A 25,578-nucleotide genomic window follows, 5' to 3' on the forward strand; every position below is an offset into this window, starting at 1 on the left:
GCGTCGTTCCAAGCGGCGGCCCGGACGGACCGCCGCTTTTGTTTTGGATATTCGACGCTTGCGCGCAAAAACCGCCCAGGACCGCCAACTGCTTGAGCTGATCGACCCTATTGCAGAGTCGCTCGGCCTCGACGTCGTGCGCATCCGCCTGATGTCCGGCTCCAAGCGCCAGCGCCTGCAGATCATGGCCGAGCGCCCGACCGATCACGACATTTCGGTCGAACAATGCGCCAAGCTGAGCCGCGCGGTGTCCGAGGTGTTCGACGCCTCTGATCCCATCGCCGGCGAATATCTGCTGGAAGTCTCGTCGCCCGGCATCGACCGCCCTCTGACCCGTCCCATCGACTTCGAGCTGTTCGAGGGCGAGGAGGCCCGTCTGGAGACCGACCGCATGATCGAGGGCCGCAAGCGGTTCAAGGGCGTGCTGGCCGGGTTCGAAGACGACAACGTCCTGATCGACCTGGACGGCGAGGAAGACACCGCCCTGATCCCGTTCGACTGGATCAGCGACGCCAAACTGGTTCTGACCGACGCCCTGATGAAACGGGGCGCCGCCATTCGCGCTGCGCGTGGCGAACCCGAAGACGACGGCCTGCCGGAAGGCGACGTCGCTGACACTGAAACCGACACCACGACCCCTTCTGAGGACAACGCCTGATGGCCGTCACCGGTATTTCCGCCAACCGCCTCGAACTGCTGCAGATCGCGGACGCGGTCGCGCGCGAGAAGAACATCGACCGTGAAATCGTCATCGAGGCGATCGAGGAGGCGATCCAGAAGGGCGCCAAGTCGCGTTACGGCGCCCACCACGACATCCGCGCCAAGATCGACCACAAGACCGGCGAACTGTCGCTGACCCGCCACGTCACCATCGTCGCCGACGACTGGATGCCGGAAGACGAGCTGGAAGAGTTCAACGACAGCGCCATGGTGCGCCTGACCGACGCCTCCAAGCGCGACCCGGAAGCGGAAGTCGGCAAGGAATATGTCGAACACCTGCCGCCGTTCGAGTTCGGCCGCGTCCAGACCCAGATGGCCCGCCAGGTCGTGACCGGCAAGGTCCGTGAAGCCGAGCGCGCCAACCAGTACGAAGAGTTCAAGGACCGCGTCGGCGAGATCGTCAACGGCACGGTCAAGCGCGTCGAATACGGCAACACCATCGTCGATCTGGGTCGGGGCGAGGGCGTCATGCGCCGCGACCAGTCCATCCCGCGCGAAGTGTTCAACATCGGCGACCGCATCCGCACCTACATCTACGACGTCCGTCCTGAGGCCAAGGGGCCGCAGGTCATGCTGTCGCGCGCCCATCCGGGCTTCATGGCCAAGCTGTTCGCGCAGGAAGTGCCCGAAGTTTACGACGGCGTGATCGAGATCCGCGCCGCGGCCCGCGACAGCGGCTCGCGCGCCAAGATGGCCGTCCTGTCCAACGACAGCTCCATCGACCCCGTCGGCGCCTGCGTCGGCATGCGCGGCTCGCGCGTTCAGGCGGTCGTCGCCGAACTGCAGGGCGAGAAGATCGACATCATCCAGTGGAACCCGGACGAGCCGACCTTCATCGTCAACGCCCTGGCCCCGGCCGAAGTCTCCAAGGTCGTGCTCGACGAAGAAGCCGGCCGCGTGGAAGTGGTCGTGCCGGACGAACAGCTGTCGCTGGCCATCGGCCGTCGCGGCCAGAACGTCCGTCTGGCGTCGCAGCTGACCGGCTGGCAGATCGACATCATCACCGAGGCCCAGGATTCTGAGCGTCGTCAGCGCGAGTTCAGCGAACGCACCAGCCTGTTCCAGGAAGCCCTGGACGTGGACGAGGTCATCGCCCAGCTGCTGGTCACCGAAGGCTTCGCCACGGTCGAAGACCTGGCCTATGTCGACGCTTACGAAGTCGCCGAGATCGAAGGCTTCGACGAGGAAACCGCTGAGGAGCTGCAGGCCCGCGCCCGCGACTTCCTGGACCGCAAGACCGCCGAGCTGGACGCCAAGCGCGTCGAACTGGGCGTCGAGGACGGCGTGCTTCAGGTGCCGGGCGTGACCCTGGCCATCGCCGTCGCCCTGGGCGAAGGCGGCGTGAAGACGGTCGAGGATCTGGCCGACCTGGCCACCGACGAAATCCGCGGCGGCTATGAAGTCAAGAACGGCGAACGGGTGAAGGTCCCGGGCGTTCTGGAAAGCTTCAACCTGGCCCAGGAAGACGCCGAGCTGCTGATCCTGCAGGCGCGCGTCGCCGCAGGCTGGATCGACGCCTCGGAGCTGCCGCAGTCCGAGCCGGAAGAGTTCGAGGAAGACGGCGAATACGCCGAGGGCGAATACGACCCGGACCAGGTGTTCGGCGAAGCTTCGGCCGATGATGCAGACGACGCAGCCGACGATGCGGAGGTCCTCGACGAGGACGCCTCCGAACCGTCGAACGCGTGATGGGAGACCTGGCCGTACATGAGCTTGCGCGACGCAACGATCGATAGAGAACGCCGGGACCTCGTTTCGCACGAGGTCATGGATGAATCTCGCCTGATCCGTTTCGTCGCCGGGCCTGATGGCCAGGTGGTCCCCGACCTGGGCAGGAAACTGCCCGGACGCGGCCTGTGGGTCGAAGCCAGCCGCGCCTCCGTCGAGGCGGCGGTCAAGAAAAACGGCTTCACCCGCTCGGCCAAGACAAAACTGACCGCCCCGGCCGACCTGGCCGATGTCGTCGAACGGTTGCTGGTGAAGCGCTGTCTCGACCAGCTGGGTCTTGCCCGGCGCGAAGGCGTGCTTATATCCGGCTTCGAAAAGTCCGCCGCGAGCATCCGTTCCGGCAAGGCCGCCTGGGTGCTGGAAGCCGCCGACGGCTCCGCCGACGGGCGTGGCAAAATCCTCGCATTGGCCCGCCATCAGACCTCCAAGATCTGCGGCGCCTTCACGGCGGACGATTTGAGTTTGGCCCTTGGGCTGGAAAATGCGATACACGCCGTCCTGCTTGCGGGCGGAAGGGCCGATCGGTGGACCATTGAGGTCGAACGACTGGCCGGATTTCGGCCGCTTCGCCCCCCTCACTGGGATGTTCCCGGTGGCGAGGACGGATCGGCGGGAGCAACCCCGATAGGGGCGAGCTGAGGATTTTGACGGCCGAGGGCCTGTCTCCAAGGGCGGAGACGGGCTCACGGTCGTTCATGGGTATTGAGACGACGGCGGGCTTTTCCGCCCCTAGTAAAGCGACCGGATGAGCGACGAAAACGACAAGACCAACCAAGGCCCAGGCGCCGGACAAGGCAATCAGGGCGGCACGCCGTCCCAGTCGGGGCCGCGCGCTCCGCTGAGCCTTAAGCCGCGCGCTGCGGGATCGGTTTCGACCGGGACCGTGAAGCAGAGCTTCAGCCATGGCCGATCCAAGACGGTGGTGGTCGAAACCAAGCGCCGTCCCGGCGCTGGCGGACCGCAACGTCCCCAGGGCTTCGATGTCGCGCGTCCGCAGCAGTCGCAGTCGCGCCCGCAGGGCCAGCGTTCGCCGCAACCCGCCGGCGGCGCCCTGTCGCCCGAGGAGCAGGAAGCGCGTCGCCGCGCCATCGCCATGGCGACGCAGGCCAACGCCGAACGCGAGCGCGCCGCCGCCGCCGCCAAGCTGGCGGCCGAGAACGCCGCCCGCGAACAGGCCGCCGCCACCGAGCGCGCCGCACAGGCCGCCCGCGAAGAAGCCGCCGCCGCCAAGGCCGCCGCTGACGCCGCGCGCGCCGAGGCCGCCAAGCTGGCCGCAGCCGCACCGACACCGGCCAAGCCCGCGCCCAAGCCTGCTGCGCCTGTCGCAGCGGCGCCGACGCCCGCGCCGACTCCGGCTCCTGCCGCCCCGACCGCGACCCAGACCCCGGCGCCCGCAGCCCCTGCGGCTCCGGCCCGTCCGGCGCGGCCCGTGGTCAACTTCGGCCAGCGCGTGCCCAAGCCCGGCAACCCGCAGCGTGCTCCGGCTGAACGTCCCGCTTTCGGCGGCCGTTCGGCCCGTGAACAGGCGATGGGCGGCGGCGAGCGTTCCTATACGGATCGTCCGCAGAACGAACGCCCGCAGGGTGATCGTGCGCAAAACACGCGTTCCGGCCCCGGCGGCCAGCGTCCGCAAGGCGCCAAGCCGGCGGAGCCCGTCCGCTATTCGGCGCTGAACCCGCGCCCGGCGCCGGGTGCGGCCCGTCCTGGCGGCGCGCGCTCCGGCCCTGGCGGCCGCGCCGCACCGAACGCGCCCCCCGCAACGCCCGAAGTGGCGCGCCCCAGCCGCGCCCCCGGCGCCGGCTTCGGCCGTCCGGTCGGCCGTGACGACGATCGCGACAAGCGTTTCTCCGACGCCGGCAAGGCGGTCAGCCGCACGCGCGGCGAGCCCAAGCGCCGCGAAGGCCGCATGACCATCCAGTCGGTGGTCGGCGACGGCGACGCCGCCGAGCGGATGCGCTCGCTGGCTTCTGTCCGCCGGGCCCGCGAACGCGAGAAGGAAAAGCGCAAGGGCGGCTCGACCGACGCGCCGAACCGTCCGCGCGAAGTGGTCATTCCCGACGTCATCACCGTGCAGGAGCTGTCCAACCGGATGGCCGTCCGCGGCGTCGACATCATCAAATTCCTGATGCGTCAGGGCATGATGATGAAGATCAACGACGTGATCGATTCCGACACCGCCGAACTGGTGGCTGAAGAATTCGGCATGGCCGTGCGTCGCGTGTCGGAATCCGACGTCGAAACCGGCTTCATCGCCGAGGCCGACGACGAGATCGCTACCGAAACCCGCGCCCCGGTCGTGGCCATCATGGGCCACGTCGACCACGGCAAGACCTCGCTGCTGGACGCGCTGCGCACCACGGATGTGGCGGGCGGCGAAGCCGGCGGCATCACCCAGCACATCGGCGCCTATCAGGTGCGTCTGGAAGATGGCCAGAAGGTCACCTTCCTGGACACCCCGGGCCACGCCGCCTTCTCGGCCATGCGGGCGCGCGGCGCCAATGTGACCGACATCGTGGTGCTGGTCGTCGCCGCCGACGACGGCGTCATGCCGCAGACGATCGAAGCCATCCAGCACGCCAAGGCCGCCAATGCGCCCCTGATCGTGGCGGTGAACAAGATCGACAAGCCAGACGCCAACTCGCTGAAGGTGGTCAACGAACTGCTGCAGTACGAGGTCATCGCCGAGAGCCTGGGTGGCGAAACCCAGATCATCGAGGTGTCGGCCAAGAACCGCACCAACCTGGACGGCCTGCTTGAAGCCATCCTGGTTCAGGCCGAGGTCATGGACCTGCGCGCCAACCCCGATCGTTCGGCGGAAGGCGTGGTCATCGAGGCCAAGCTGGACAAGGGCCGCGGCCCCGTCGGCACCGTCCTGGTCAAGCGCGGCACGCTGAAACGCGGCGACATCGTCGTCGCCGGCGGTTCGTGGGGCAAGGTCCGCGCCTTGCTGAACGAGCGCAACGAACAGCTGACCGAAGCCGGTCCGTCGGTTCCGGTCGAGATCCTGGGTCTGGACGAAGCCCCGTCTCCGGGCGACGTCTTCGCCGTCGTGGATTCCGAAGCCCGCGCCCGCGAGCTGACCGAATACCGTCAGCGCGTGAAGCGTGAGAAGGCGCAGGTCTCGGGTGGTTCGGTGTCGCTGGTCGACATGATGGCCAAGCTGGGTACGAAGAAGGCCTCTGAGCTGCCGGTCGTCATCAAGGCGGACGTGCAGGGTTCGGCCGAAGCCATCGTGGGTTCGCTGGACAAGATGGGCACGGACGAAGTGCGCGCCCGTACGGTCTATTCGGGCGCTGGCGGCATCACCGAGAGCGACGTCAACCTGGCCAAGTCGGCCGGTGCGCCGATCCTGGGCTTCAATGTTCGTGCGTCGAAACAGGCGCGTGATCTGGCCGACCGCGAGGGCGTCGAGATCCGCTACTATTCGATCATCTACGACCTGCTGGATGACATTAAGGGCGTGCTGTCGGGCATGCTGGCGCCGCTGCAACGGGAAACCTTCCTGGGCAACGCCGCCGTCCTGCAGGTGTTCGACATCTCCAAGATCGGCAAGATCGCCGGTTGCCGCGTCACCGAAGGCGTCGTGCGCAAGGGCGCCCGCGTCCGCATCATCCGCGACGACGTGGTGGTGCTGGAGCTGGGCGTGCTCAACACGCTCAAACGCTTCAAGGACGAGGTCAACGAGGTGCCCTCGGGCCAGGAGTGCGGCATGCAGTTCCAGGGCTTCCAGGACATCAAGGAAGGCGACTACATCGAGTGCTTCACGGTCGAAGAGATCAAGCGCACCTTGGACTAGAACAGACGAAAGGCCCGGAACTCAGGTTCCGGGCCTTTTTTCTTTGACGGACGGGTTTGGCGGCGGATCAGCCGCCGACCATCTGCATCCCCAGCCATTCGGCGATCAGGGCGGGCTTGTCGGCGCCTTCGATCTCGACGGTCAGTTCGTGCTTCAGCAGCCAGCGGCCGCCACCCTTGTCGTCGGCGGCCAGCAGCTTGAACCGGCCCCGCACCTTCGATCCCGCGGGCACGGGCGCCAGGAAGCGCAGCTTGTCGAAGCCGTAGTTGACCCCCATCACCACGCCCTCCAGCGGCGGCACGGCGTCATAGCTCATGGCCGAGGCCAGGCTGAGGGTCAGGAAGCCGTGTGCGATGGTCCCGCCGAACGGCGTGGCCTTGGCGGCCTGCGGGTCCACATGGATGAACTGATGGTCCTCGGTGCAGTCGGCGAAGGCGTCGATGCGCGCCTGGGTGACCTCGATCCATTTCGAAACCCCGACCTCCTGGCCGATCAGGCCCGCCAGTTCGCTGGGCTTGGTCATGTGCGTCTCCCCTTGTTCCAATCTGTACGAAGCCGTCAGATTTAACGTCCTGCGCCGCGAAGAAAAGGGCGGATGGCCGCAAGCGGCGCAAGGCGCTGGCCCCCGCCTTCGTCCTATGCTCCGATCAGGTCCGCATCGCCGCCGCTTCGCATGGGAACCGCTGATGAGCCTGATCCTCGCCATCGACCAGGGCACCACCTCGACCCGAGCCATCGCCTTTCAACTGACTTCGGGGGATCAGCCCTCCGACCTGCGCCCCGTCGCCGTCAGCCAGATCGAACTGGCCCAGCATTTCCCCCGCTCCGGCTGGGTCGAGCATGACGCCGCCGAAATCTGGTCCGCCACGCTCCAGACCTGCCGCGAGGTGATCCGCAAGGCGGGCGGGGTCAGCCGGTTCGCCGCCATCGGCATCACCAACCAGCGTGAAACGGCGGTGATCTGGGATGCTGCGACGGGCGAACCCCTGCACCGGGCCATCGTCTGGCAGGACCGCCGCACCGCCGCCGTGACCAGCCGTCTGGCGGCGGAAGGACATGAGGCCGCCGTTCAACAGGCCACGGGCCTGATCCTGGATCCCTATTTCTCGGCGACCAAGTTCGCCTGGCTGCTGGACGCCGTGCCCGGATCGCGAGAGCGGGCCGAAAAGGGTGAGGTGAAGCTGGGCACCATCGACAGCTGGCTGATCTGGAAACTGACCCACGGGCGCGAGCATGCGACGGACGCCTCCAACGCCTCGCGCACCTCGCTGGTCGATCTGAAGACGCTGCAATGGCGCGACGATCTGTGCGCCCTGTTCCAGGTTCCGCGCGCCGCCCTGCCGCGCATCGCGGGCTGCGCCGAGGTGGTCGGTGAAAGCGAGGCCGAGCTGTTTGGACGCGCCCTGCCCATCGCCGGATCGGCGGGAGACCAGCAGGCGGCCCTGGTCGGGCATGGCGCGCTGAAGCCCGGCGACGCCAAGATCACCTATGGCACCGGCGCCTTCCTGATGGCCAATGTCGGGGACCAGCCGGTGATCTCGACCCGACGGCTTCTGGGCACGCTGGGCTATGCGGCGGCGGACCAGACGGCCTATGCGCTGGAGGGGTCGATCTTCTCGGCGGGATCGGCGATCCAGTGGCTGAGGGACGGGGTCAAGCTGATTTCGGAATCGCGCCAGTCCGAGGCCATGGCCCAGAGCCTGCCGGACAATGGCGGGGTCTATCTGGTGCCGGGCTTCACCGGCCTGGGCGCGCCCTGGTGGGAGCCGCAGGCGCGCGGAACCGTCGTCGGACTGACGCGCGACGCCGGACCGGCCCATTTCGTCCGCGCCGCGCTGGAGGCCCTGGCCTATCAGACCCGCGATCTGCTGGACGCGCTCGCCGCCGACGGCGCCCCCGCGCTGAAGACGCTGAAGGTTGACGGCGGCGTCACCGCCAACAGCTTCGCCATGCAGTTCGTCGCCGACATCTGCGACGTGGTGGTGGAGCGTCCGGCCTTTCAGGAAATGACGGCCCTGGGGGCGGCGCGTCTGGCCGCATTCGGCGTCGGCCTGATCCCTGATCTGGAGGCTCACCCTGCGGAAGCCCCCGCGCGCTGGACCCCGCGCATGACGGCGGATGAACGCAAACGGCTGCTTTCGGGCTGGCGTCGGGCCGTGAAGGCCGCCATTGTTGCAGCGCACGACCCCGCTGAAGACGGGACGGCGGAGGATGTGAATGACTGAGACCCTGGACGCCCAATCCGCCTTTTCCGGCACGCGCGACGTGGATCCGCGTTATCAGCTGAACGAGGCGGCGCTCGACGCCTGGATGGCCGAGAATGTCGCGGGCTACGCCGGGCCTTTGACGGTGCGCCAGTTCAAGGGCGGCCAGTCGAACCCGACCTATGAGTTGACCACCCCGACCGCCGCCTATGTGCTGCGTCGCAAGCCGCCGGGCGTCCTGCTGCCCAGCGCCCACGCCGTGGACCGCGAGTTCCAGGTCATTTCAGCCCTGGCGGCGCAGGGTTTCCCTGTCGCCCGATCCTATGCTCTGTGCACGGATGATGCCGTTATCGGCTCGATGTTCTATGTCATGGACAAGGTCGAGGGGCGCATCTTCTGGGACCTGAAACTGCCCGGCCTGACCCCGCTGGAGCGGCGCGCCATTTATGAGGCCCAGACCGACACCCTGGCCGCCCTGCACGCCTTTGATCCCGACGCCATCGGCCTGGCGGACTATGGCAAGGCGGGCAATTATTTCGCCCGTCAGGTCGGGCGCTGGACCAAACAGTATCGCGCGTCCGAGATCGAGCCGATCGCCTCCATGGACCGGCTTATCGCCTTCCTGCCCGAAAGCCTGCCGCCCGAGGGGCCAAGCCGCATCGTCCACGGCGACTTCCGTCTGGACAATATGATCCTGGCGCCCGACCGGGCCGAGGTGCGCGCCGTGCTGGACTGGGAGCTGTCGACCCTGGGCGACCCGATGGCCGACTTCTCCTATCTGCTGATCGGCTGGGCCATTCCCGCCAGCCTGCGCAATGGTCTGGCGGGAGCCGACCTTGAGGCCCTGGGCATTCCCTCGGTCGAAGAAACGGTCGAACGCTATGCCGCCAGAACGGGTCTGAAACCGGCCAATCTGGACTGGCTGTACGCCTATAATCTGTTCCGCCTGTCGGCCATCTGTCAGGGCATTGCAGGCCGCGTTCGCGACGGCACCGCCGCCAGCGCCCACGCCAGGACCATGGCCGCACAGGTCGGCCCGCTCAGCGACGCGGCCTGGGGATTTGCGAAGAAGGCGGGGGCCTGAGGCCCGTCAGTCCTGCGCGGCCGCGCCGATGATCTGGCGGCTGTCCTTGGACTGGACCAGGACGACGACGGCCTCTCCCTCCGTGGCGTGGGGCAGGTGGAACAGGACGGGGCGTCCGCGCCAGTCGCCCAGGCGTTTGATGTCGCGCACCACATTGATGTGGCGCACCGACTGGCCGCGATTCTCGCCGGTCCGCACCTGAACCACCTGGGGGCCGGGCGTGTAGGTGACGGCGATCACCTCGGCGCCGCCTGCGGGCGCGCGGCCCGAACCGACGCCCACGCGGTCGCCGGTCTCACGGAACTCGATCTGGGGCGGCCAGTTCAGGCGGCTGGCCTCCTCGCCGATGGCCGCCTCCAGCTCGGCGGCGCGCGCCCCTGACATCTGGCGGCGGCCGTCGATGACCACTTCCGGGGTCGAGACGCCGCGCAGGCGAAGCGCCGAGCGATAGGCCCGCTGGCGCTCCGAGAACTTGGGCTGGGCGAAGGTGTCGGTCCAGCCCAGATAGTCCCAGTAGTCGACGCCGTAAGTCAGGGCGATCACGCCTGGATCGCCCGCCGCGCGCTCGACCGCCGCATTGGCCTCGATGCAGCTGCCGCAGCCCTGGGCGGTGAACAGTTCGATCACCACGGGCGGACTGTTGCTGGCGGCGTGCCGGGTCAGGGCCGCGCGCGTTCCCGTCGGCTGGGCCGAGGCGCCCATCGACAGAAGGGCGCCCGCTATCACCGTGCCCGCAATGACCCAGCCCTTGGTTTTCATGGTCCCGTTCTTAGACTTCGCTATTCGCCAGAGCGCCTCATAAGTGCGTGAAAGCGCGCTCAGTCCATCAGCTGTTGCGACAGATAGACATAGTGGCGGGCCCAGCGGCGGGCGTTGGCCACCGGATCGGCGTCGTTGGAGTGACCGCCCGCCGTGTCTTCGTAATAGAGGTGGTCATAGCCCAGGTCGCCCAGACGCGCGGCGAACTTGCGCGCATGGCCGGGATGGACGCGGTCGTCGCGAGTGTTGGTGGTCAGATAGACGCGCGGATAGGCGGCGCCGGGGCGCAGCTGCTGATAGGCCGAATAGCGGGCGATGAAGGCGGCGTCGCCCGGAATGCGCGGGTCGCCGTATTCACCGATCCACGAGGCGCCTGCGGGCAGGTCCTGATAGCGCAGCATGTCGACCAGCGGGCTTTCGATCACCGCCGCATTGAACAGCTCCGGGTGCTGGGTGATGGAGACGGAAGTCAGCACGCCGCCGTTCGAGCGGCCGTATATGCCCAGACGGCGCGGGCTGGTGACGCCGCGCTGTTCCAGATCACGGGCCACGGCGGCGAAGTCGTCGAAGGCGCGCTGGCGGTTCTCCTTCAGGGCCGCCTGGTGCCAGTCGGGGCCGAACTCGCCGCCGCCGCGGATATTGGCCTGAACAAAGACGCCGCCCCGCTCCAGCCACAGCTTGCCCATCTCGGGCTTGTAGGCCGGGTTCAGGCTGACCTGGAAACCGCCGTAGCCCAACATGATGGTCGGGTTCGACCCGTCCAGCTTCATGTCGCGCGGACGGGTGATGAAATAGGGGATCTTCGTCCCGTCGGTCGATGTCGCCTCATATTGTTCGGTGATGTCGTGTGAGGCGTCGAACTTGGCGGGGGCGGATTTCAGTTCGGTCAGGGTCGCCGCGCCGACATTGGCCAGGCTCAGGGTCGGCGGCACGAGGAAGCCCTGGGTCGAGACGAAGACCTCGCCGCGCGATTTGGAGGCATCGCCTAGACTGACGGCGAGGTTCGCAGGAACATTGATCGATGTCGCCGTCCAACCCTGCCTTTGGGGACGGAAACGCGTCAACGCCCCGGCCACATTGTCGGTCACGGCGGCGACCACGGCGTCGGACAGGACGGCGACGTCCTGCAGCGCCTGACGCGCGGTCGGCTGGAAGATGACTGCGGTATCGCGACCGATGTGGATGTCCAGACGTGTCTGCCCCAACACGCCCAGCGGCAGGGCCAGCAGAGATCCGGCGAGATAATCCTGACCGTCGAAGCTCCAGGCCTGGTCCGGCGAGAAGACCAGACGACCATCAATCACGCCATAGACGCCGACACGCTCCGGCAGGTTCAGCTTCTGCGTCTTGCCGTCATGCGCCACGCTCCAGGTCTCGGACCGGAAGGTGTCCAGCGGGCGGGTGATGATGACGGCGGTGACCTTGCCGTCCTTGTCGCGATAGACGGACGGGCTGACGCCGTATCCGCCGTCGGACTGATCGCCGCGATAGACCTCGACCGCCTGGGCCAGGGTCTGGCCGCGCTTCAGCGTCTTGACGATGAAGGGATAGCCCGACTCGGTCAGGGTTCCGGCGCCGAAATCCGTGGCGACCAGCAGGGTGTCGCGGTCCAGCCATTCGATGCGGTGCTTGCCCTCGGGCAGGTTGAAGCCGTCGGCTGCGAACTGTTTAGTCGTGGTGTCGAACTCGCGCACAACCACGGCGTCCTTGCCGCCGTCGGACAGGCTGATCAGGCACCGGGTCTCGTCGGGCGCCAGGCAGTCGGCGCCCTTGAACACCCAGTCCTTGCCTTCGGCTTTCGACAGGACGTCGATGTCGAGCAGGGTCTCCCACTGCGGATTGGCGGTGCGATAGCTGGCCAGCGTCGTGCGGCGCCACACCCCCTTGGGATTGGCCGCGTCCTGCCAGAAGTTGGCGATCCCATCCCCCAGGAAGCGGGGCGTGGGGATGCGGTCGGTGGCGGTCAGGATGGCCTCGGCCTCGCGGCGGAAGGTTTCATAGCGTCGGTCGCCGGTCAGGGCGGCCAGCGACTTCCTGTTCTCCTCGGCGACAAAGGCCATGGCCTCGGCGCCGTCCACCTGCTCCAGCGCCAGATGATCGTCCGCCGCCGCGACACCGGCCGGGCTCAGGTCGCGCGGGAAGTGGGGCGCGGGCGTGCGGCTGATGGCGGACGAAGCCCCCGAGGCGGCGTTCTGGGCCAGCGCGGGCGCGGCGGCCATCAGAAGGGCCGGAATGGCGGCGGACAGGATCAGGTGACGCATTCAAAAACTCCGCTTCGATGATCCTCCCCCGCGCTGCGGGGGAGGACATAAAGAACCTACTGTTGGGCGGGCGTGTCCATCAGACGGCGCGACAGATAGGTGTATTCCAGCGCCAGACGACGCGCGGTCTCGCGCAGATTCGCGCCCGCCGCGTGGCCGCCGTCGGTGTTCTCATAGAACAGAACCGGATAGCCCAGTTCCTCCAGACGCGCCGCCGCCTTGCGGGCGTGGCCCGGATGGACGCGGTCGTCCTTGGTCGAGGTGTGGATGAAGACCTCGGGATAGGGCTGGCCCGCGCGCAGGTTCTGATAGGGCGAATACTGCTCGATCCAGGCGCGTTGCTCGGGGATGTCCGGGTTGCCGTATTCGCCGATCCACGACGCGCCCGCCAACAGCTTGTGGAAGCGCAGCATGTCGAACAGGGGCACCTGAATGACGGCGGCGTTGATCAGGTCCGGGCGCTGGGTCAGCATCGCCCCCATGAACAGCCCGCCCTGCGAGCCGCCCATGATCCCCAGCTTGGGCTGGCTGGTGATGTTGCGGGCGATCAGGTCCAGGGCCACGGCCTGGAAGTCTTCATGCGCGCGCTGGCGGTTCTGCTGCAGGGCCGCCTCGTGCCAGCGGGGGCCGAACTCGCCGCCGCCGCGCGTGTTGGCGATGACATAGACGCCGCCGCGCTCCAGCCACAGCTTGCCCACCGTCGCCGAATAGCCGGGCAGCAGCGAGCTCTGGAACCCGCCATAGCCGTACAGCAGGGTCGGGTTCGATCCATCCAGCGGCATGGCCGACTTATGGACCACGAAATAGGGGATCATCGTGCCGTCGGCGGATCGGGCCTCGTGCTGGTCCACCGTCATGCCGGTCGCGTCGAACTTGGCGGGCATGGACTTGACCTGCTCGACCGCGCCGGTCGACGCATCGGCCAGCCACAGGCTGGACGGGTTCAGATAGCCGGTGACGCTGACGAAGACGCGGTCGTCCTTTTCGGACGCGGAGCCGACGCCGACCGAGACGTTCTGCGGCAGGTCCAGGGTCGAATAGGACCAGTCGCCGGGCTGATAGACGCGCACCGAACCGCGCACGTTCTCATAAAGGGCGACCACCAGATGATGGCGGGTGGCGCGGATGGATTCGACCGACTGACGCTCGGTCGGGCGCAGCACCACCTGGGCCATGGTCTTGGGATCGGCCAGCCAGGCGTCCAGCGGCCAGGCGATGACGTCGCCGGTCTGGAAGGCCTGACCCGAGGGCGCGGTCCAGTTCTCCTTGACCGTCACGATCAGGCGGCCGTCGACCAGACCGTCGATGTCGGACTTGGCCGGCAGCGGCAGGCGCACCAGGGTTCCGTCGCTCTCCACCCGCCAGGTCTCGGACGAATAGAAGTCGATGGCGCGGTTGATCAGGGTGGCCTTCAGCACCCCGTCGGCGTCGCGCAGGGTGTAGGCGGACACCGAAACATCGCTCGGTTCGCCGGTGAACAGGGTTTCGGCCTGCTCCAGCGTCTGTCCGCGCTTCAGGCGCTTGACCACCATCGGATAGCCGGACTCGGTCAGGGTGCCGGGGCCGAAGTCGCGCGACACCAGCAGGGTGTCCTTGTCGATCCAGTCGGCGCCGCCCTTGGATTCCGGCAGGACGATGCCGCCCTCGACGAATTTGCGTTCGACGCTGTCGAACTCGCGCAGGGTCACCGCATCCTTGCCGCCGTTCGACAGGCTGATCAGGCAGTAGCGCTCTTCGGGTTGCAGGCAGGTCGAACCCTTATAGACCCAGTTGGCGCCCTCGGCCGTGGACAGGGCGTCGAAGTCCAGGATCGTCTCCCACTGGGGCGCCGTCGTGCGGTAGCTGTCCAGCGTCGTGCGACGCCAGATGCCGCGGACGTGTTCGGCGTCCTGCCAGAAATTGTCGATATGGCCGTCGTGGGTGAAGCCGGGCGAGGGGATGCGGTCGCGCGACTGCACGATCTCCAGCGCCTGCTGGTGCAGGGTCTCATAGCGGGGGTCGCCCTGCAGGACGCCCAGCGAATGGGCGTTGTGGGCGCGCACCCATTCCATCGCCCGCTCGCCCTCGACATCCTCCAGCCAGACATAGGGATCGGTCGCCTCGCTGGTCGCGAAGCCGGTGGAGGCGGCAGGCGTCGGGGGCTGGGTTTGGGCCATGGCGATCGAGGTCAGACTGGTGGAGGCGAGAAGAGCCGCGAGAACGGCGGCGGACGAACGGATCATGCAATGAATCCCGAAATGTTAGGTTGTACGCACCTTAACGACGGGCGCCGGGGCGGCAAGCGACCGCCCCAAAGGTTACGACATTGTCATGATCCCTATTACGAACCCTCGTCCGGGATGCAGAGCAGATTGCCGCAGGCCTTGCAGTGGACGGCGTCGGCGTCGTGCTTGTGCAGGCCGCAGCGGTCGCAGGGATAGGACACCTTGGCTGGTTTGATCAGGGCCTGGGCCAGGCGCAAAAACAGGGTGATTCCCACCAGCATGATGGCGATGGACAGCAGCTTGCCCGTCGGCCCCGGCAGGGTCACGTCGCCGAACCCCGTCGTCGTCAGGGTCGCCACGGTGAAATAGAGGGCGTCGACATAGCCCGCGATCCCTTCGTGCCCCAGGAAGGTCGCATAGACGAAGCCGGTGGCCACGAAGACGAAGGTGACCAGATTGGCCATGGCGCGGACGATACCCTCGACCCGCGTGTCATCGAACCTGTGGCCCACGGTGCGCCAGAAGAAGTCCGAGTTCAGCAGGGTCCACAGCCGCAGCATCCGCAGGAAGCCCAGGTTGAACAGCCAGGCCGGGAACAGCAGGGTCGCCAGCACGAACAGGTCCACCCAGACGATGGGCCGCTTCAGCCAGTCCTTGATGTCGGCGTAGGCATAGGCCCGCGCCGCCAGATCCGCCGCAAGCAGGGCCGCGATCACATAGTCCAGAACATAGAAGGCCCAGCCCATGTTCTTCAGGATCGGGGAGGCCAGGAAGAAGGCGATGATGGCCACGTCGACCACGATCACCGCCAGGCGGAACTTGACCGCCAGCGGGCGTGAGCCGTGATAGAGGTAGCGCAGCCAGGTCCGCAGACGCAGGCCCTCGCCTCTGGGTTCGGCGTCCGCGCCGGTTCCCGCCTCGGTTTTCTTTTGGGCCAACTGGACCTTCCTTCGCTCCGAACACGCGGCCCGGCGAACCGCCACTGAACAGCGCGCCGCCCCTGGTGTCCAATGCTTACAGCGTCCGCCTGCAGTCGGCCTGGTTGCGGATGCCGAAGAACAAGGGGATCGCGCAGCGCCGCCAGCGCGCCTATATGGCTCGGCATGACCCGTCCCTTCGTCAAGATGAACGGCGCCGGCAACGACTTCGTCGTCGTCAATGCGCTGGAGCAGCCCTTCAACCCCACTGTCGATCAGGTGCGGGCGCTGGGCGAGCGCGCCTCGGGCGAGGGGTTCGACCAGCTGATCGCGATCGAGCCGTCCGACAACGCCGACGCCTTCATGCGGGTGTGGAACGCAGACGGCTCGATGGTCGAGACCTGTGGCAACGCCCTGCGCTGTGTCGGCTGGCTGCTGATGCAGGCCAATGGCTCGGACCGGGTCGTGATCGACACGACGGGCGGCCCGGCCACGGCGACCCGCGCAGGCGACCACCGCGTCACCGTGGACATGGGCAAGCCGCGTCTGGACTGGGCCCAGGTGCCGCTCTCCGAGGAGATGGACACTCGCAACATCGAGCTGCAGGTCGGCCCCATCGACGCGCCGGTCCTGCACACGCCGGGCGCCGTCTCGATGGGCAATCCGCATGTCGTCTTCTTCACCGACCGCCAGGACGACGCCTTCATCACCGGCTCGGGTTCTCTGGTCGAGCATCACCCCCTGTTTCCAGAAGGGGTCAATGTCGGTTTCGCAAACGTGCTGGACCGCGACCATATCCGCCTGCGCGTCTGGGAGCGGGGCGCGGGCCTGACCAAGGCGTGCGGCACCGGCGCCTGCGCCGCCCTGGTCGCCACCGCCCGGCGCGGCCTGACGGAACGCAGGGCGACGGTGGTTGTGGACGGCGGCGAAATGGTCATCGACTGGGACGCCGAAACCGACCACGTCTTCATGACAGGCCCGGTGGAGATCGAGCGGACGGGCGTCCTGGCGATCTGACCCAACGGGTTTTTGCGGCAATCCGCACGAACAGCTTCCGCACGGTCACCTTTTCCGCACAAATATCGCGCAGACCGCCGCAGATCTTGCTTTTGCGGCCTGTCAGGCCGTGTTCCCGGCTCTGTGGTTGTCCCGTCTTCCCGCCCGCTTTAGGAACAGGCAAGACAACCAGAAACGACGCGCCCGGAAACGCCCGACATCATGCCCGATCAAACCGACAAACAGACCTTCTCCGACGAAGAGGCGCTGGACTTCCACCGCATTCCGACGCCGGGCAAGATTTCGATGGCGCCGACCAAGCCGATGGCGACCCAGCGCGACCTGTCGCTGGCCTATTCGCCGGGCGTCGCCGTGCCGGTGCTGGCCATCGCCGCCGATGCGGACAAGGCCTATGACTACACCTCCAAGGGAAACATGGTCGCCGTCATCTCGAACGGCACGGCCATCCTGGGTCTGGGCAATCTGGGCCACATGGCCTCCAAGCCGGTGATGGAGGGCAAATCCGTCCTGTTCAAACGTTTCGCCGACGTCGACAGCTTCGACGTCGAGGTGAAGACCACCGATCCGGACGAGTTCATCACCGTGGTCAAGAACATCGGCGACACCTGGGGCGGCATCAATCTGGAGGACATCAAGTCCCCGGAATGCTTCGTGATCGAGAGCGAGCTTCAGGATCTGCTGGACATCCCCGTCTTTCATGACGACCAGCACGGCACGGCCATCATCTCGACCGCCGGCCTGATCAACGCCGTCCATATCGCGGGCAAGCGGCTGGACGAGGTCAAGGTGGTTCTGGCGGGCGCAGGCGCTGCGGGCCTGTCCTCCATCGCCCTGATGAAGGCGGCGGGGGTCAAGGCCGAGAACACCGTCATCTGCGACCGTGACGGCGTGGTCTATAAGGGCCGCGAGCACGGCATGGACCAGTGGAAGGCCGCCCACGCCACCGACACCCCCTTCCGCACTTTGGCCGAGGCCATGGTCGGCGCCGACGTGGTGCTGGGTCTGTCGGCCAAGGGCGCGATCACCAAGGAGATGGTCGCCTCCATGGCGCCCAATCCGATCATCTTCGCCATGGCCAATCCGGACCCTGAAATCACGCCGGAGGACGTCCAGTCCGTCCGCTCCGACGCCATCATCGCCACCGGGCGCTCGGACTATGTGAACCAGGTCAACAACGTCCTGGCCTTCCCCTATCTGTTCCGGGGCGCGCTGGACGTGCGTGCGCGCCGGGTGAACCACGAGATGAAGGTCGCCTGCGCCCAGGCCCTGGCGGCCCTGGCCCGCGAGGATGTGCCGGACGAGGTCGCCGCCGCCTATCGCGGGCGCAAGCTGAAGTTCGGCCCGGACTACATCATCCCGACTCCGTTCGATCCGCGCCTGATCTGGTACATCCCGCCCTTCATCGCTCAGGCGGCGATGGATACGGGCGTGGCCCGCGTGCAGATCGACGACATGGACGCCTATCGCGACGCCCTGCGCTCGCGTGTCGATCCGTCGGCGGCCCTGATGCAGAAGATCAACTCGGCCGTGCGCGGCGGGGCGGACAAGCGCATCGTCTTCGCCGAGGGCGAGGAGCCCGCCGTCATCCGCGCCGCCTGGGGCTTCAAACAGGCCGAACTGGGCACGCCCATCCTGGTCGGACGCGAGGACCTGATCCGTCAGAACGCCGCCGAGGCCGGGTTCAACTTCGACGACATGGGCATCGAGATCACCAACGCCCGCGTCTCGGGCCACAATGTCGAGGACACCGACTGGCTGTACGAGAAACTGCAGCGTCGGGGCTATCTGCGCCGTGACGTGCAGCGGATGATCAACCAGGACCGCAACTATTACGCCGCCACCCTGGTCGCCAAGGGCCGGGCCGACGGCATGGTCGCGGGCGTGACCCGCAACTTCAACATGGCCCTGAAGGAGGTGCAGCGCGTTCTGGACGTGGACGACACCCTGATCGGCCTGTCGATCCTGCTGGCCAAGGGCCGCACCCTGTTCGTCGCCGACACCACCATCCACGAACTGCCGGGCGCCGAGGAGCTGGCCGAAATCGCCATCAAGGCCGCCGAGACGGTGCGCAAGCTGGGCCGCAATCCGCGCGTGGCCTTCCTGTCCTATTCGACCTTCGGCAACCCGCCCGGCGACCGCAGCGAGAAGGTGCGCGAGGCCATCCGCATCCTGGACAAGATCGGCGTCGATTTCGAATATGAAGGCGAAATGCCCCCAGAAGTCGCCCTGGATCCCAAGGGGCACCCCGCCTATCCGTTCAACCGCCTGAGCAAGCCCGCCAACACCCTGGTCATGCCCGCCATCCATTCCGCCGCCATCTCGACCAAGCTGGTCCAGGCGCTGGAGGGGGCGACCCTGATCGGTCCGCTGCTGGTCGGTCTGGAGAAACCGGTGCAGATCGTGTCTCTGGGCGCCTCGGTGTCGGAAATCATCACGGCGGCGACCTTTGCGGCCTATGACGCCGGGCCCGCCTTCCAGGGCACAGGGCTGACCTCGTCGCCTCGGCCGCCTGCGGCCCTGGTCGAGCGCTGATCACGGCTTGAACCCCGCGACGGGTGCAGGCACGGTCCGCCGATGAACGAGCCTGCACTCTATCCCCCGACCGCCCCGCCGCCGCGACGGGTCGAACCGGGCCTCTATCTGGTCGCCACGCCGATCGGCAACCTGCGCGACATGACGCTGAGGGCGCTGGATGTGCTGGCCGCCGCCGATCTGGTGCTGGCCGAAGACACCCGCGTCACGGCCAAACTGCTGTCGGCCTATGGGTTGAAGGCCAAGCTGGAACGCTGTGACGACCATGCGTCGGCCCGCGCCGCCGAACTGGCCATCGAGCGTCTGCGCGAAGGCCAGGTGGTGGCCCTGGTGTCTGACGCCGGAACCCCTCTGGTCAGCGACCCCGGCTTTGTCGTGGCCCGCGCCGTGATCGCCGAGGGTCTGCCGGTCCATCCGATCCCCGGCCCGTCCAGCCTGCTGGCCGCCCTGTGCATCGCCGGTTTGCCTGCCGACCGGGTGCTGTTCGCCGGCTTCCTGCCGAACAAGACCGCCGGACGCCGCGCCGCGCTGGAGGCGTTGAAGGGCCAGCGCCAGACCCTGGTCTTCTTCGAAAGCGGTCCGCGCCTGAAGGACAGTCTGACCGACATGGCCGCCGTGCTGGGCCCGCGCCCCGCCGCCGTCGCGCGCGAACTGACCAAGCTTTACGAGGAATGCGTGCGGGGGACGCTGGATGAACTGGCCGTCCATCCGAAGCTGGATGCGCCCAAGGGCGAGATCGTCGTGGTGATCGGGCCGGGCGAAGTGGAACAGGCGTCAGAGGCCGACGCCGACGCCGCCTTGACCGAGGCGCTGAAACGCCTGCCGACGGGCGAGGCCGCTTCCGAGGTGGCCAGGGCCCTTGGGATGAACCGCAAGACCCTGTATCGCCGCGCGCTGGAGCTTCAGGGCAAGTGAGCGAACGCCTGCCTCGCCCGGCGCCGATCCGTCGTCCCAAGGCGGCGTGGCGGCAGGCGAAGGGCGGGCAGGCGTTCAAGTCCGGACATGCCGCCGAATGGATTGCGGCGGCGCTGCTGATGGTCAAGGGCTATCAGATCCTGGGCTTCCGGCTGAAGGCGCGCGGCGGCGAGATCGACATTCTGGCCCGACGCGGCCGGGTTCTGGCGGTGGTCGAGGTCAAGCGTCGTTCGACTGTCCAGGCGGCGATTGAGGCGTTGAAACCCGCCCAGAGACAGCGTCTGGCCGCAGCGGGCGAGGCCGTCAGGCGCAATCGCCCGGCCCTGCAAGCTCTTGATTTGAGAATTGATATCGTGGCGCTGGCCCCCGGCCGCTTTCCACGTCATGTTCGGGGCGTCTGACGCAAACGAGGATCCGGGGCGTATGACGCGTGAGGAGGCCGAGGCCATCCTGACGTCGGCGGGCGAAGCCGACGACGCCGCCTTCCCCTTGCTGGAGGCCGCAATCGCCTGCGCCATTCATGACTATCCGCTGCGCGATGTCGAACCCGTGCGCACCCTGGCCCAAAGCGCCTGCGAGCGTTTGAAGGAGCGGGTGGCGACTGAAAGTCCTGACGACGCCCTGTCCGAAACCATGGGCTCGGACCTGCGTCTGAATGGCGATCTGTTGAACCATGACGACCCGGCCAACACCGACATCATTGACGTGGCCGAGCGGCGGCGCGGCCTGTCGGCGGCCCTGGCGATCTTCTATCTGCACGCCGCCCGCGCGGCGGGATTGAACGCGGCCGGCGTCGATTTTCCCGGCCATTTCATGGTCCGCGTCGAGACCCCTGTCGGGCCGGTGGCGCTGGACCCCTTCGCCCATGGGCGGCTGGTCATGCCCAGCGAACTGACCCGCCGCGCCCTGCGCGCCGGTCTGACGCCGCAGGTCGCCGACCGGCTGGAGGTGTTGATGACGCCGGTGTCGGACCGCGAGTCCCTGATCCGGCTGCAGAACATGCTGTTTCACCGCGCCATACGCAGCCAGGACTATGTCGGCGCCGAACGCTCGGCCCTGCGCCGCGCGCTGCTGGCGCCGGACGACCATCGTCACTGGCTGGACGTGGCCTCCGCGCGTGAGAAACAGGGCGCCCTGGCCGGTTCGCTTCAGGCCCTGTCACAGGCGCACGGGCTGAACGGACTGGAGGAAGCCCAGCGTTCGAGCAGTTTCGAACGGCTGCGGATGCGGTTGAATTGATCCCCGGAGGCGATCTTGGCTGATGGAGCGATCGTGGTGAAAGCCCGGATCAGGCTTTTGTCAGCAGATGAGGGCGGGCGCACCTTGCCGGTCTATGGTCGATACAGACCCAATCATGGTTTCTTCGACAACGACCGATCAGAGATGATGATCGGTCAGATCGATTTCGGGACTGCGCCTTGTCACCCGGGAGAGACAAGAGACGTCACTATTGAATTCTTCGATGCCCCGGAACTGAATGATCTTCTTCAGAATGGCCGTGAATGGCGTATTCAAGAAGGGGACAGGCTTATCGGCGTTGGCCGTGTGATTGAACGGCTTAAGCCGGCATAGGACCTAAACCGGCTCGCCGCGCAGCAGACGGGGCAGGTCGCCCGTCGCGCCGCCCGCCTCCTGCATGAAGGCGCGGCGCAGGGGGCCGATGCGGTTGACGGCGGCCATGCCCAGATTGCGCGCGAACCGCACCGGGGCGATGTCGTTGGAGAACAGGCGCACGAAGGCGTCGAAGCCCGCCGCCAGCGCCGCATTGTCGAACCGGCGCCAGCGGGCGTAGCGCTCCAGCACCGTCTCAGAGCCCAGATCCTCGCCCAGACGCGCGGCCTCGGCCAGCACCTCGGCCAGGGCGGCGGCGTCCTTCAGGCCCATGTTCAGCCCCTGTCCGGCGATGGGATGCACACCATGGGCGGCGTCGCCGATCAGGGCGATGCGCGGGGCGATCAGCTTTTCGGCCAGGCTGAGCGACAGCGGATAGACGAAGCGCGGCCCCTCGACCGTCACATCCTCCAGAAACTCGCCGAAGCGGCGCATCAGATGGGCGTGGAAGGCCTCGTCCGAGGCTGAGCGCAGGGCCTCGCCCCGGCGGGTGCTTTCGGTCCAGACCAGACTGGCGCGCTGGTCGGTCAGGGGCAGGATGGCGAAGGGGCCGCTGGGCAGGAAATATTCGTGGGCGACATTGCCGTGGTCGCGGCCCATCCGCACCGTCGCGACGACGCCGCTCTGGCCATAGGTCCAGCCCACCGTCTCGATCCCGGCGGCCCGGCGAACGGTCGATCCGCGTCCCTCGGCGCCGACGACCAGAGGCGCGGTCAGGGTTGAACCATCGGCCAGGGTCACCGTCGCCTTGCCCGCGTCCGTAGTGACCGAAGCCACAGAGGCGGGCGCGCGAACCTCGATCCCCGCCCGGATCACCGCCTGGGCCAGGGCCACGCGGATGCGGCGGTTCTCGACCAGATAGCCCAGAGGCTCTCCGCCCGTGCGCCCGCCGATCTCGTCAGCGTCGAAGCGCAGGAAGGCGGAGGAGGGGGCCGAGCTGGCCGCGCCCGGCCGGCGCCCATCCGTGACCAGAATATGGTCCATCCGGCAGGCGTGGGGGCGCAGATCCTCGCCCAGCCCCAAGGCGTCCAGCATGCGGAAGGTCGAAAAGGCGATGGCGGTCGAACGCCCGTCGAACGTCGGCGCCAGCTGGGCGTCGAACGGCTGGGGGTCGATCATGACCACCTTCAGCCCGCCCTGCGCCGCCGCCAGCGCGAAGGCTGCGCCGGTCAGGCCCGCGCCTGCGATGATGATGTCGTAGGTTTCGGTGTCGGACATGACAGGCTTGTCGCGCCGGGCGGCCCAAAGGTCCAGAGGGCGAAACGTCTTCGCAGCGGCGGCTCTGGTAAATGGGCTCTTAACCCTGTGGGTGCGACAAGGGCTGCCGAACGTCAGCCGCCAGGAAGGTTCCGCCCTTCATGTCCACCGCCCTCGCCATCAGCCGTCAGGCCTGGATCAGCGCCCGCATCCTGTGGGACGCGCCGTTTGTCGTGCGGTTCAGGGGCGTGCTGCAGGCCCTGCTGGCGGCGCTGCTGCTGGTCGCCCTGATCTCGTGGAATCCGGCGGACGCCAGCCTGAACGCGGCCTCCAGCCTGCCGACGACCAATTGGCTGGGTGTGAACGGCGCCCTGTTCGCCGACATCTTCATGCAGTCGCTGGGGCTGGCGGCCTGGCCCGCGGCCCTGCTGCTGATCGCCTTCGGCGTGGCCCGCGCGGTGGGCGACGCCCTGCAGCAAAGATTGAAGCCGACGCCGTTGAAGGCGCTGGCGGCGACGGGCGGGACGCTGCTGCTGTCCAGCGCCCTGGCGGCGCTGGCTGCGCCCGCCGCCTGGCCCTTGGCGGCCGGTCTTGGCGGTCTGTGGGGCGACGCCGTCACCGGCCTGGCCGCCAAGGGGATCACCGCCCTGCATATTCCCGCTGGACGGATCATCGCCGGTCTGATCTTCCTGATCGCCAGTCTGTGGATGCTGGCCTACGCCGTGGGCATCCGCGCGATGGACTTCATCGACGCCCTGCACTGGGGCAAGTCGCTGCGGGCGCCCGCCGCGCCGCAGGCCGCCGTCAAGAAGGCCCAGCGCGCCAAACCGTCTGAAGACGCCCCCGCCAAGTCGGCCAGGGCCAAGGCCGCCCCCCGCGCGGCCGCCCAGGATGAACCGGCCTATGAGGCCGAGGCCCCGACCTACGCCGATGAGGCCCAGGCCGGGTCACAAACGGCTTATGACGATCTGCCGCCGTGGGAGGAGGCCCTGCCGGTCGAGACCGCGCCGCGCCCGTCTGCCTCCCGCGCCGTCGAACCGCGCGTCGCCGCCGTCAAGGCGCCCAAGGCGCGCAAGGACGATCTGGACCAGCAGGCCTTCGATTTCACCCGGCCAGAGGGCGACTTCGACCTGCCGCCGCTGGGCATATTGAGCAAGCCCGGCCAGCGCACCGCCTCGGTCGATGAGGATTCGCTGAAACAGAACGCCAAGATGCTGGAAGGCGTGCTGCAGGAGTTTGGCGTGCGCGGGGTGATCGACCAGATCCGCCCCGGCCCGGTGGTCACCCTGTACGAACTGGTCCCGGCGCCGGGCGTGAAGCATGGCCGCGTCGTGGCCCTGGCCGACGACATCGCCCGCTCCATGTCCGCCCGCGCCTGCCGCATCAGCGTGGTTCAGGGGCGCAACGCCATCGGCATCGAACTGCCCAACGCCAAGCGCGAGACCGTCTATCTGCGCGACCTTCTGGCCAGCGCCGAATACGACAAGAAGGGCCACCTTCTGCCGCTGGCTCTGGGCGAGACCATCGGCGGCGAGCCCTATGTCGCCGACCTGGCGCGCATGCCCCACCTGCTGATCGCGGGCACCACCGGCTCGGGCAAGTCGGTCGGGGTCAACGCCATGATCCTGTCGATCCTGTATCGCCACAGCCCGGCCGAATGCCGCTTCATCATGATCGACCCCAAGATGCTGGAGCTGTCGGTCTATGACGGCATTCCGCACCTGCTGGCCCCGGTCGTCACCGATCCGAAGAAGGCGGTCGTCGCCCTGAAATGGACGGTGCGCGAGATGGAGGACCGCTATCGCCGCATGTCCAAGCTGGGCGTGCGCAACATCGCCTCCTACAACGAACGCGCCCGTGAGGCGCAGGAGAAGGGCGAACATTTCGAACGCACCGTCCAGACCGGCTTCGACGATCAGGGCCGCCCCGTTTACGAGTCCGAGAAGATCCGGCCCGAGCCGCTGCCCTTCCTGGTCGTGGTCATGGACGAAATGGCCGACCTGATGCTGGTTGCGGGCAAGGATGTGGAGGGCGCCGTCCAGCGTCTGGCCCAGATGGCGCGCGCCGCGGGCATCCACCTGATCATGGCCACGCAGCGCCCGTCGGTGGACGTCATCACCGGCACCATCAAGGCCAACTTCCCGACCCGGATATCTTTCCAGGTCACCTCCAAGATCGACAGCCGCACCATCCTGGGCGAACAGGGGGGCGAACAGCTGCTGGGTCAGGGCGACATGCTCTATATGGCGGGCGGCGGGCGCATCACCCGCCTGCACGGCCCCTTCGTCGACGACAAGGAGGTCGAGGACGTCTGCAAACACCTGAAGGCCCAGGCCGAACCCGACTATCTGGACCTGATCACCGACGAACCGGACGGCGACGGCGACAACGCCTTTGACGAGGGCGGAAACGGCGGTTCCGGCGACGACCTGTATGATCGCGCGGTCGCCGTGGTCACCCGCGACCGCAAGGCCTCGACCAGCTACGTCCAGCGCCGTCTGCAGATCGGCTATAACCGCGCCGCCTCCCTGATCGAACGGATGGAGCAGGAAGGCGTCGTCTCGCAGGCCAACCACGCCGGCAAGCGTGACGTCCTGGCCGGTCCGCCGCCGATGGTGTGAAGGTTGCTGCGG

The 25,578-nt window shown here is 67.6% G+C and carries 19 protein-coding genes; 13 read left to right on the forward strand and 6 right to left on the reverse strand.

The window, feature by feature from the left end:
* The first annotated feature begins 58 nt into the window (after positions 1-58).
* The 4 genes from rimP to infB all read left to right on the forward strand — a co-directional run bounded on the left by rimP (position 59) and on the right by infB (position 6,244).
* Entirely contained in the window at positions 59-658 is a 600-nt protein-coding gene (rimP, locus tag JKF87_RS06495; protein ID WP_201098513.1) for a ribosome maturation factor RimP, read from the forward strand.
* Complete coding sequence (gene nusA / locus JKF87_RS06500) at positions 658-2,409, forward strand: transcription termination factor NusA (protein ID WP_201098515.1); 1,752 nt, start codon at positions 658-660, stop codon at positions 2,407-2,409. Before rimP ends, nusA begins: the two co-directional genes overlap by 1 nt.
* Before the next feature lie 18 nt (positions 2,410-2,427).
* On the forward strand, positions 2,428-3,087 hold the full coding sequence (locus tag JKF87_RS06505; protein WP_201098517.1) for an RNA-binding protein: 660 nt from the start codon (positions 2,428-2,430) through the stop codon (positions 3,085-3,087).
* 106 nt (positions 3,088-3,193) lie between these two features.
* On the forward strand, positions 3,194-6,244 hold the full coding sequence (infB, locus tag JKF87_RS06510; protein WP_201098519.1) for a translation initiation factor IF-2: 3,051 nt from the start codon (positions 3,194-3,196) through the stop codon (positions 6,242-6,244).
* A gap of 67 nt (positions 6,245-6,311) precedes the next feature.
* Here infB and JKF87_RS06515 read toward each other — a convergent pair whose 3' ends face one another.
* Complete coding sequence (locus tag JKF87_RS06515; protein ID WP_201098521.1) at positions 6,312-6,767, reverse strand: MaoC family dehydratase; 456 nt, start codon at positions 6,765-6,767, stop codon at positions 6,312-6,314.
* Positions 6,768-6,930: 163 nt separating this feature from the next.
* Between JKF87_RS06515 and glpK the strand changes: the two genes are divergently transcribed.
* Both glpK and JKF87_RS06525 read left to right on the forward strand, forming a co-directional pair.
* Positions 6,931-8,469, forward strand: a complete 1,539-nt coding sequence (glpK, locus tag JKF87_RS06520; RefSeq protein ID WP_201098523.1) for a glycerol kinase GlpK — start codon at positions 6,931-6,933, stop codon at positions 8,467-8,469.
* On the forward strand, positions 8,462-9,532 hold the full coding sequence (locus JKF87_RS06525; protein ID WP_201098525.1) for a phosphotransferase: 1,071 nt from the start codon (positions 8,462-8,464) through the stop codon (positions 9,530-9,532). The genes glpK and JKF87_RS06525 overlap by 8 nt, the downstream gene beginning before the upstream one ends.
* A 6-nt stretch (positions 9,533-9,538) precedes the next feature.
* On the opposite strand, the gene JKF87_RS06530 is transcribed toward JKF87_RS06525, so the two are convergent.
* From JKF87_RS06530 to JKF87_RS06545, 4 genes are all read right to left on the reverse strand, one after another.
* A complete protein-coding gene (locus JKF87_RS06530; protein ID WP_201098527.1) occupies positions 9,539-10,291 on the reverse strand; it encodes a DUF1223 domain-containing protein in 753 nt (250 codons plus the stop codon).
* 59 nt (positions 10,292-10,350) lie between these two features.
* Positions 10,351-12,552 carry a prolyl oligopeptidase family serine peptidase gene (locus JKF87_RS06535; RefSeq protein ID WP_201098529.1) on the reverse strand — a complete coding sequence of 734 codons (2,202 nt, stop codon included), beginning with the start codon at positions 12,550-12,552 and terminating at the stop codon, positions 10,351-10,353.
* A 56-nt stretch (positions 12,553-12,608) separates the two neighbouring features.
* Positions 12,609-14,774, reverse strand: coding sequence for a prolyl oligopeptidase family serine peptidase (locus JKF87_RS06540; RefSeq protein ID WP_201098531.1), 2,166 nt, complete (start codon positions 14,772-14,774; stop codon positions 12,609-12,611).
* 98 nt (positions 14,775-14,872) lie between these two features.
* Positions 14,873-15,694, reverse strand: coding sequence for a potassium channel family protein (locus JKF87_RS06545; protein WP_201098533.1), 822 nt, complete (start codon positions 15,692-15,694; stop codon positions 14,873-14,875).
* A gap of 165 nt (positions 15,695-15,859) precedes the next feature.
* On the opposite strand from JKF87_RS06545, the gene dapF reads away from it, so the two are divergent.
* The 6 genes from dapF to JKF87_RS06575 all read left to right on the forward strand — a co-directional run bounded on the left by dapF (position 15,860) and on the right by JKF87_RS06575 (position 21,709).
* Positions 15,860-16,690 (forward strand): diaminopimelate epimerase, encoded by an 831-nt coding sequence (gene dapF / locus JKF87_RS06550; RefSeq protein WP_201098535.1) that lies wholly within the window; start codon positions 15,860-15,862, stop codon positions 16,688-16,690.
* 201 nt (positions 16,691-16,891) lie between these two features.
* Complete coding sequence (locus tag JKF87_RS06555) at positions 16,892-19,222, forward strand: NADP-dependent malic enzyme (RefSeq protein WP_201098537.1); 2,331 nt, start codon at positions 16,892-16,894, stop codon at positions 19,220-19,222.
* A 42-nt stretch (positions 19,223-19,264) separates the two neighbouring features.
* Complete coding sequence (gene rsmI / locus JKF87_RS06560; RefSeq protein ID WP_201098539.1) at positions 19,265-20,137, forward strand: 16S rRNA (cytidine(1402)-2'-O)-methyltransferase; 873 nt, start codon at positions 19,265-19,267, stop codon at positions 20,135-20,137.
* Positions 20,134-20,538 carry a YraN family protein gene (locus JKF87_RS06565; RefSeq protein WP_201098541.1) on the forward strand — a complete coding sequence of 135 codons (405 nt, stop codon included), beginning with the start codon at positions 20,134-20,136 and terminating at the stop codon, positions 20,536-20,538. The genes rsmI and JKF87_RS06565 overlap by 4 nt, the downstream gene beginning before the upstream one ends.
* Positions 20,539-20,560: 22 nt before the next feature.
* A complete protein-coding gene (locus tag JKF87_RS06570) occupies positions 20,561-21,376 on the forward strand; it encodes a transglutaminase family protein (protein WP_201098543.1) in 816 nt (271 codons plus the stop codon).
* Between the two features lie 15 nt (positions 21,377-21,391).
* On the forward strand, positions 21,392-21,709 hold the full coding sequence (locus JKF87_RS06575) for a hypothetical protein (RefSeq protein WP_201098545.1): 318 nt from the start codon (positions 21,392-21,394) through the stop codon (positions 21,707-21,709).
* Positions 21,710-21,712: 3 nt separating this feature from the next.
* Here the strand turns inward: JKF87_RS06575 and JKF87_RS06580 are convergent, their stop codons facing one another.
* Positions 21,713-22,966, reverse strand: a complete 1,254-nt coding sequence (locus JKF87_RS06580) for a UbiH/UbiF/VisC/COQ6 family ubiquinone biosynthesis hydroxylase (RefSeq protein WP_201098547.1) — start codon at positions 22,964-22,966, stop codon at positions 21,713-21,715.
* Positions 22,967-23,106: 140 nt separating this feature from the next.
* Here JKF87_RS06580 and JKF87_RS06585 point away from each other — a divergent pair, with 140 nt between their 5' ends.
* Complete coding sequence (locus JKF87_RS06585) at positions 23,107-25,566, forward strand: DNA translocase FtsK (RefSeq protein WP_201098549.1); 2,460 nt, start codon at positions 23,107-23,109, stop codon at positions 25,564-25,566.
* The last annotated feature ends 12 nt before the right edge of the window (positions 25,567-25,578 follow it).

This window comes from Brevundimonas nasdae (genome assembly GCF_016654005.1).
In the GTDB taxonomy this organism is placed as follows: Bacteria; Pseudomonadota; Alphaproteobacteria; order Caulobacterales; family Caulobacteraceae; genus Brevundimonas; species Brevundimonas nasdae.

Excerpts from the sequence above, each read along its gene's own strand:
- nusA (WP_201098515.1), top strand. The coding sequence starts at position 658 with ATGGCCGTCACCGGTATTTCCGCCAACCGCCTCGAACTGCTGCAGATC.
- JKF87_RS06505 (WP_201098517.1), top strand. The coding sequence starts at position 2,428 with ATGAGCTTGCGCGACGCAACGATCGATAGAGAACGCCGGGACCTCGTT.
- infB (WP_201098519.1), top strand. The coding sequence starts at position 3,194 with ATGAGCGACGAAAACGACAAGACCAACCAAGGCCCAGGCGCCGGACAA.
- JKF87_RS06515 (WP_201098521.1), bottom strand. The coding sequence starts at position 6,767 with ATGACCAAGCCCAGCGAACTGGCGGGCCTGATCGGCCAGGAGGTCGGG.
- glpK (WP_201098523.1), top strand. The coding sequence starts at position 6,931 with ATGAGCCTGATCCTCGCCATCGACCAGGGCACCACCTCGACCCGAGCC.
- JKF87_RS06525 (WP_201098525.1), top strand. The coding sequence starts at position 8,462 with ATGACTGAGACCCTGGACGCCCAATCCGCCTTTTCCGGCACGCGCGAC.
- JKF87_RS06530 (WP_201098527.1), bottom strand. The coding sequence starts at position 10,291 with ATGAAAACCAAGGGCTGGGTCATTGCGGGCACGGTGATAGCGGGCGCC.
- JKF87_RS06535 (WP_201098529.1), bottom strand. The coding sequence starts at position 12,552 with ATGCGTCACCTGATCCTGTCCGCCGCCATTCCGGCCCTTCTGATGGCC.
- JKF87_RS06540 (WP_201098531.1), bottom strand. The coding sequence starts at position 14,774 with ATGATCCGTTCGTCCGCCGCCGTTCTCGCGGCTCTTCTCGCCTCCACC.
- dapF (WP_201098535.1), top strand. The coding sequence starts at position 15,860 with ATGACCCGTCCCTTCGTCAAGATGAACGGCGCCGGCAACGACTTCGTC.
- JKF87_RS06555 (WP_201098537.1), top strand. The coding sequence starts at position 16,892 with ATGCCCGATCAAACCGACAAACAGACCTTCTCCGACGAAGAGGCGCTG.
- rsmI (WP_201098539.1), top strand. The coding sequence starts at position 19,265 with ATGAACGAGCCTGCACTCTATCCCCCGACCGCCCCGCCGCCGCGACGG.
- JKF87_RS06570 (WP_201098543.1), top strand. The coding sequence starts at position 20,561 with ATGACGCGTGAGGAGGCCGAGGCCATCCTGACGTCGGCGGGCGAAGCC.
- JKF87_RS06580 (WP_201098547.1), bottom strand. The coding sequence starts at position 22,966 with ATGTCCGACACCGAAACCTACGACATCATCATCGCAGGCGCGGGCCTG.
- JKF87_RS06585 (WP_201098549.1), top strand. The coding sequence starts at position 23,107 with ATGTCCACCGCCCTCGCCATCAGCCGTCAGGCCTGGATCAGCGCCCGC.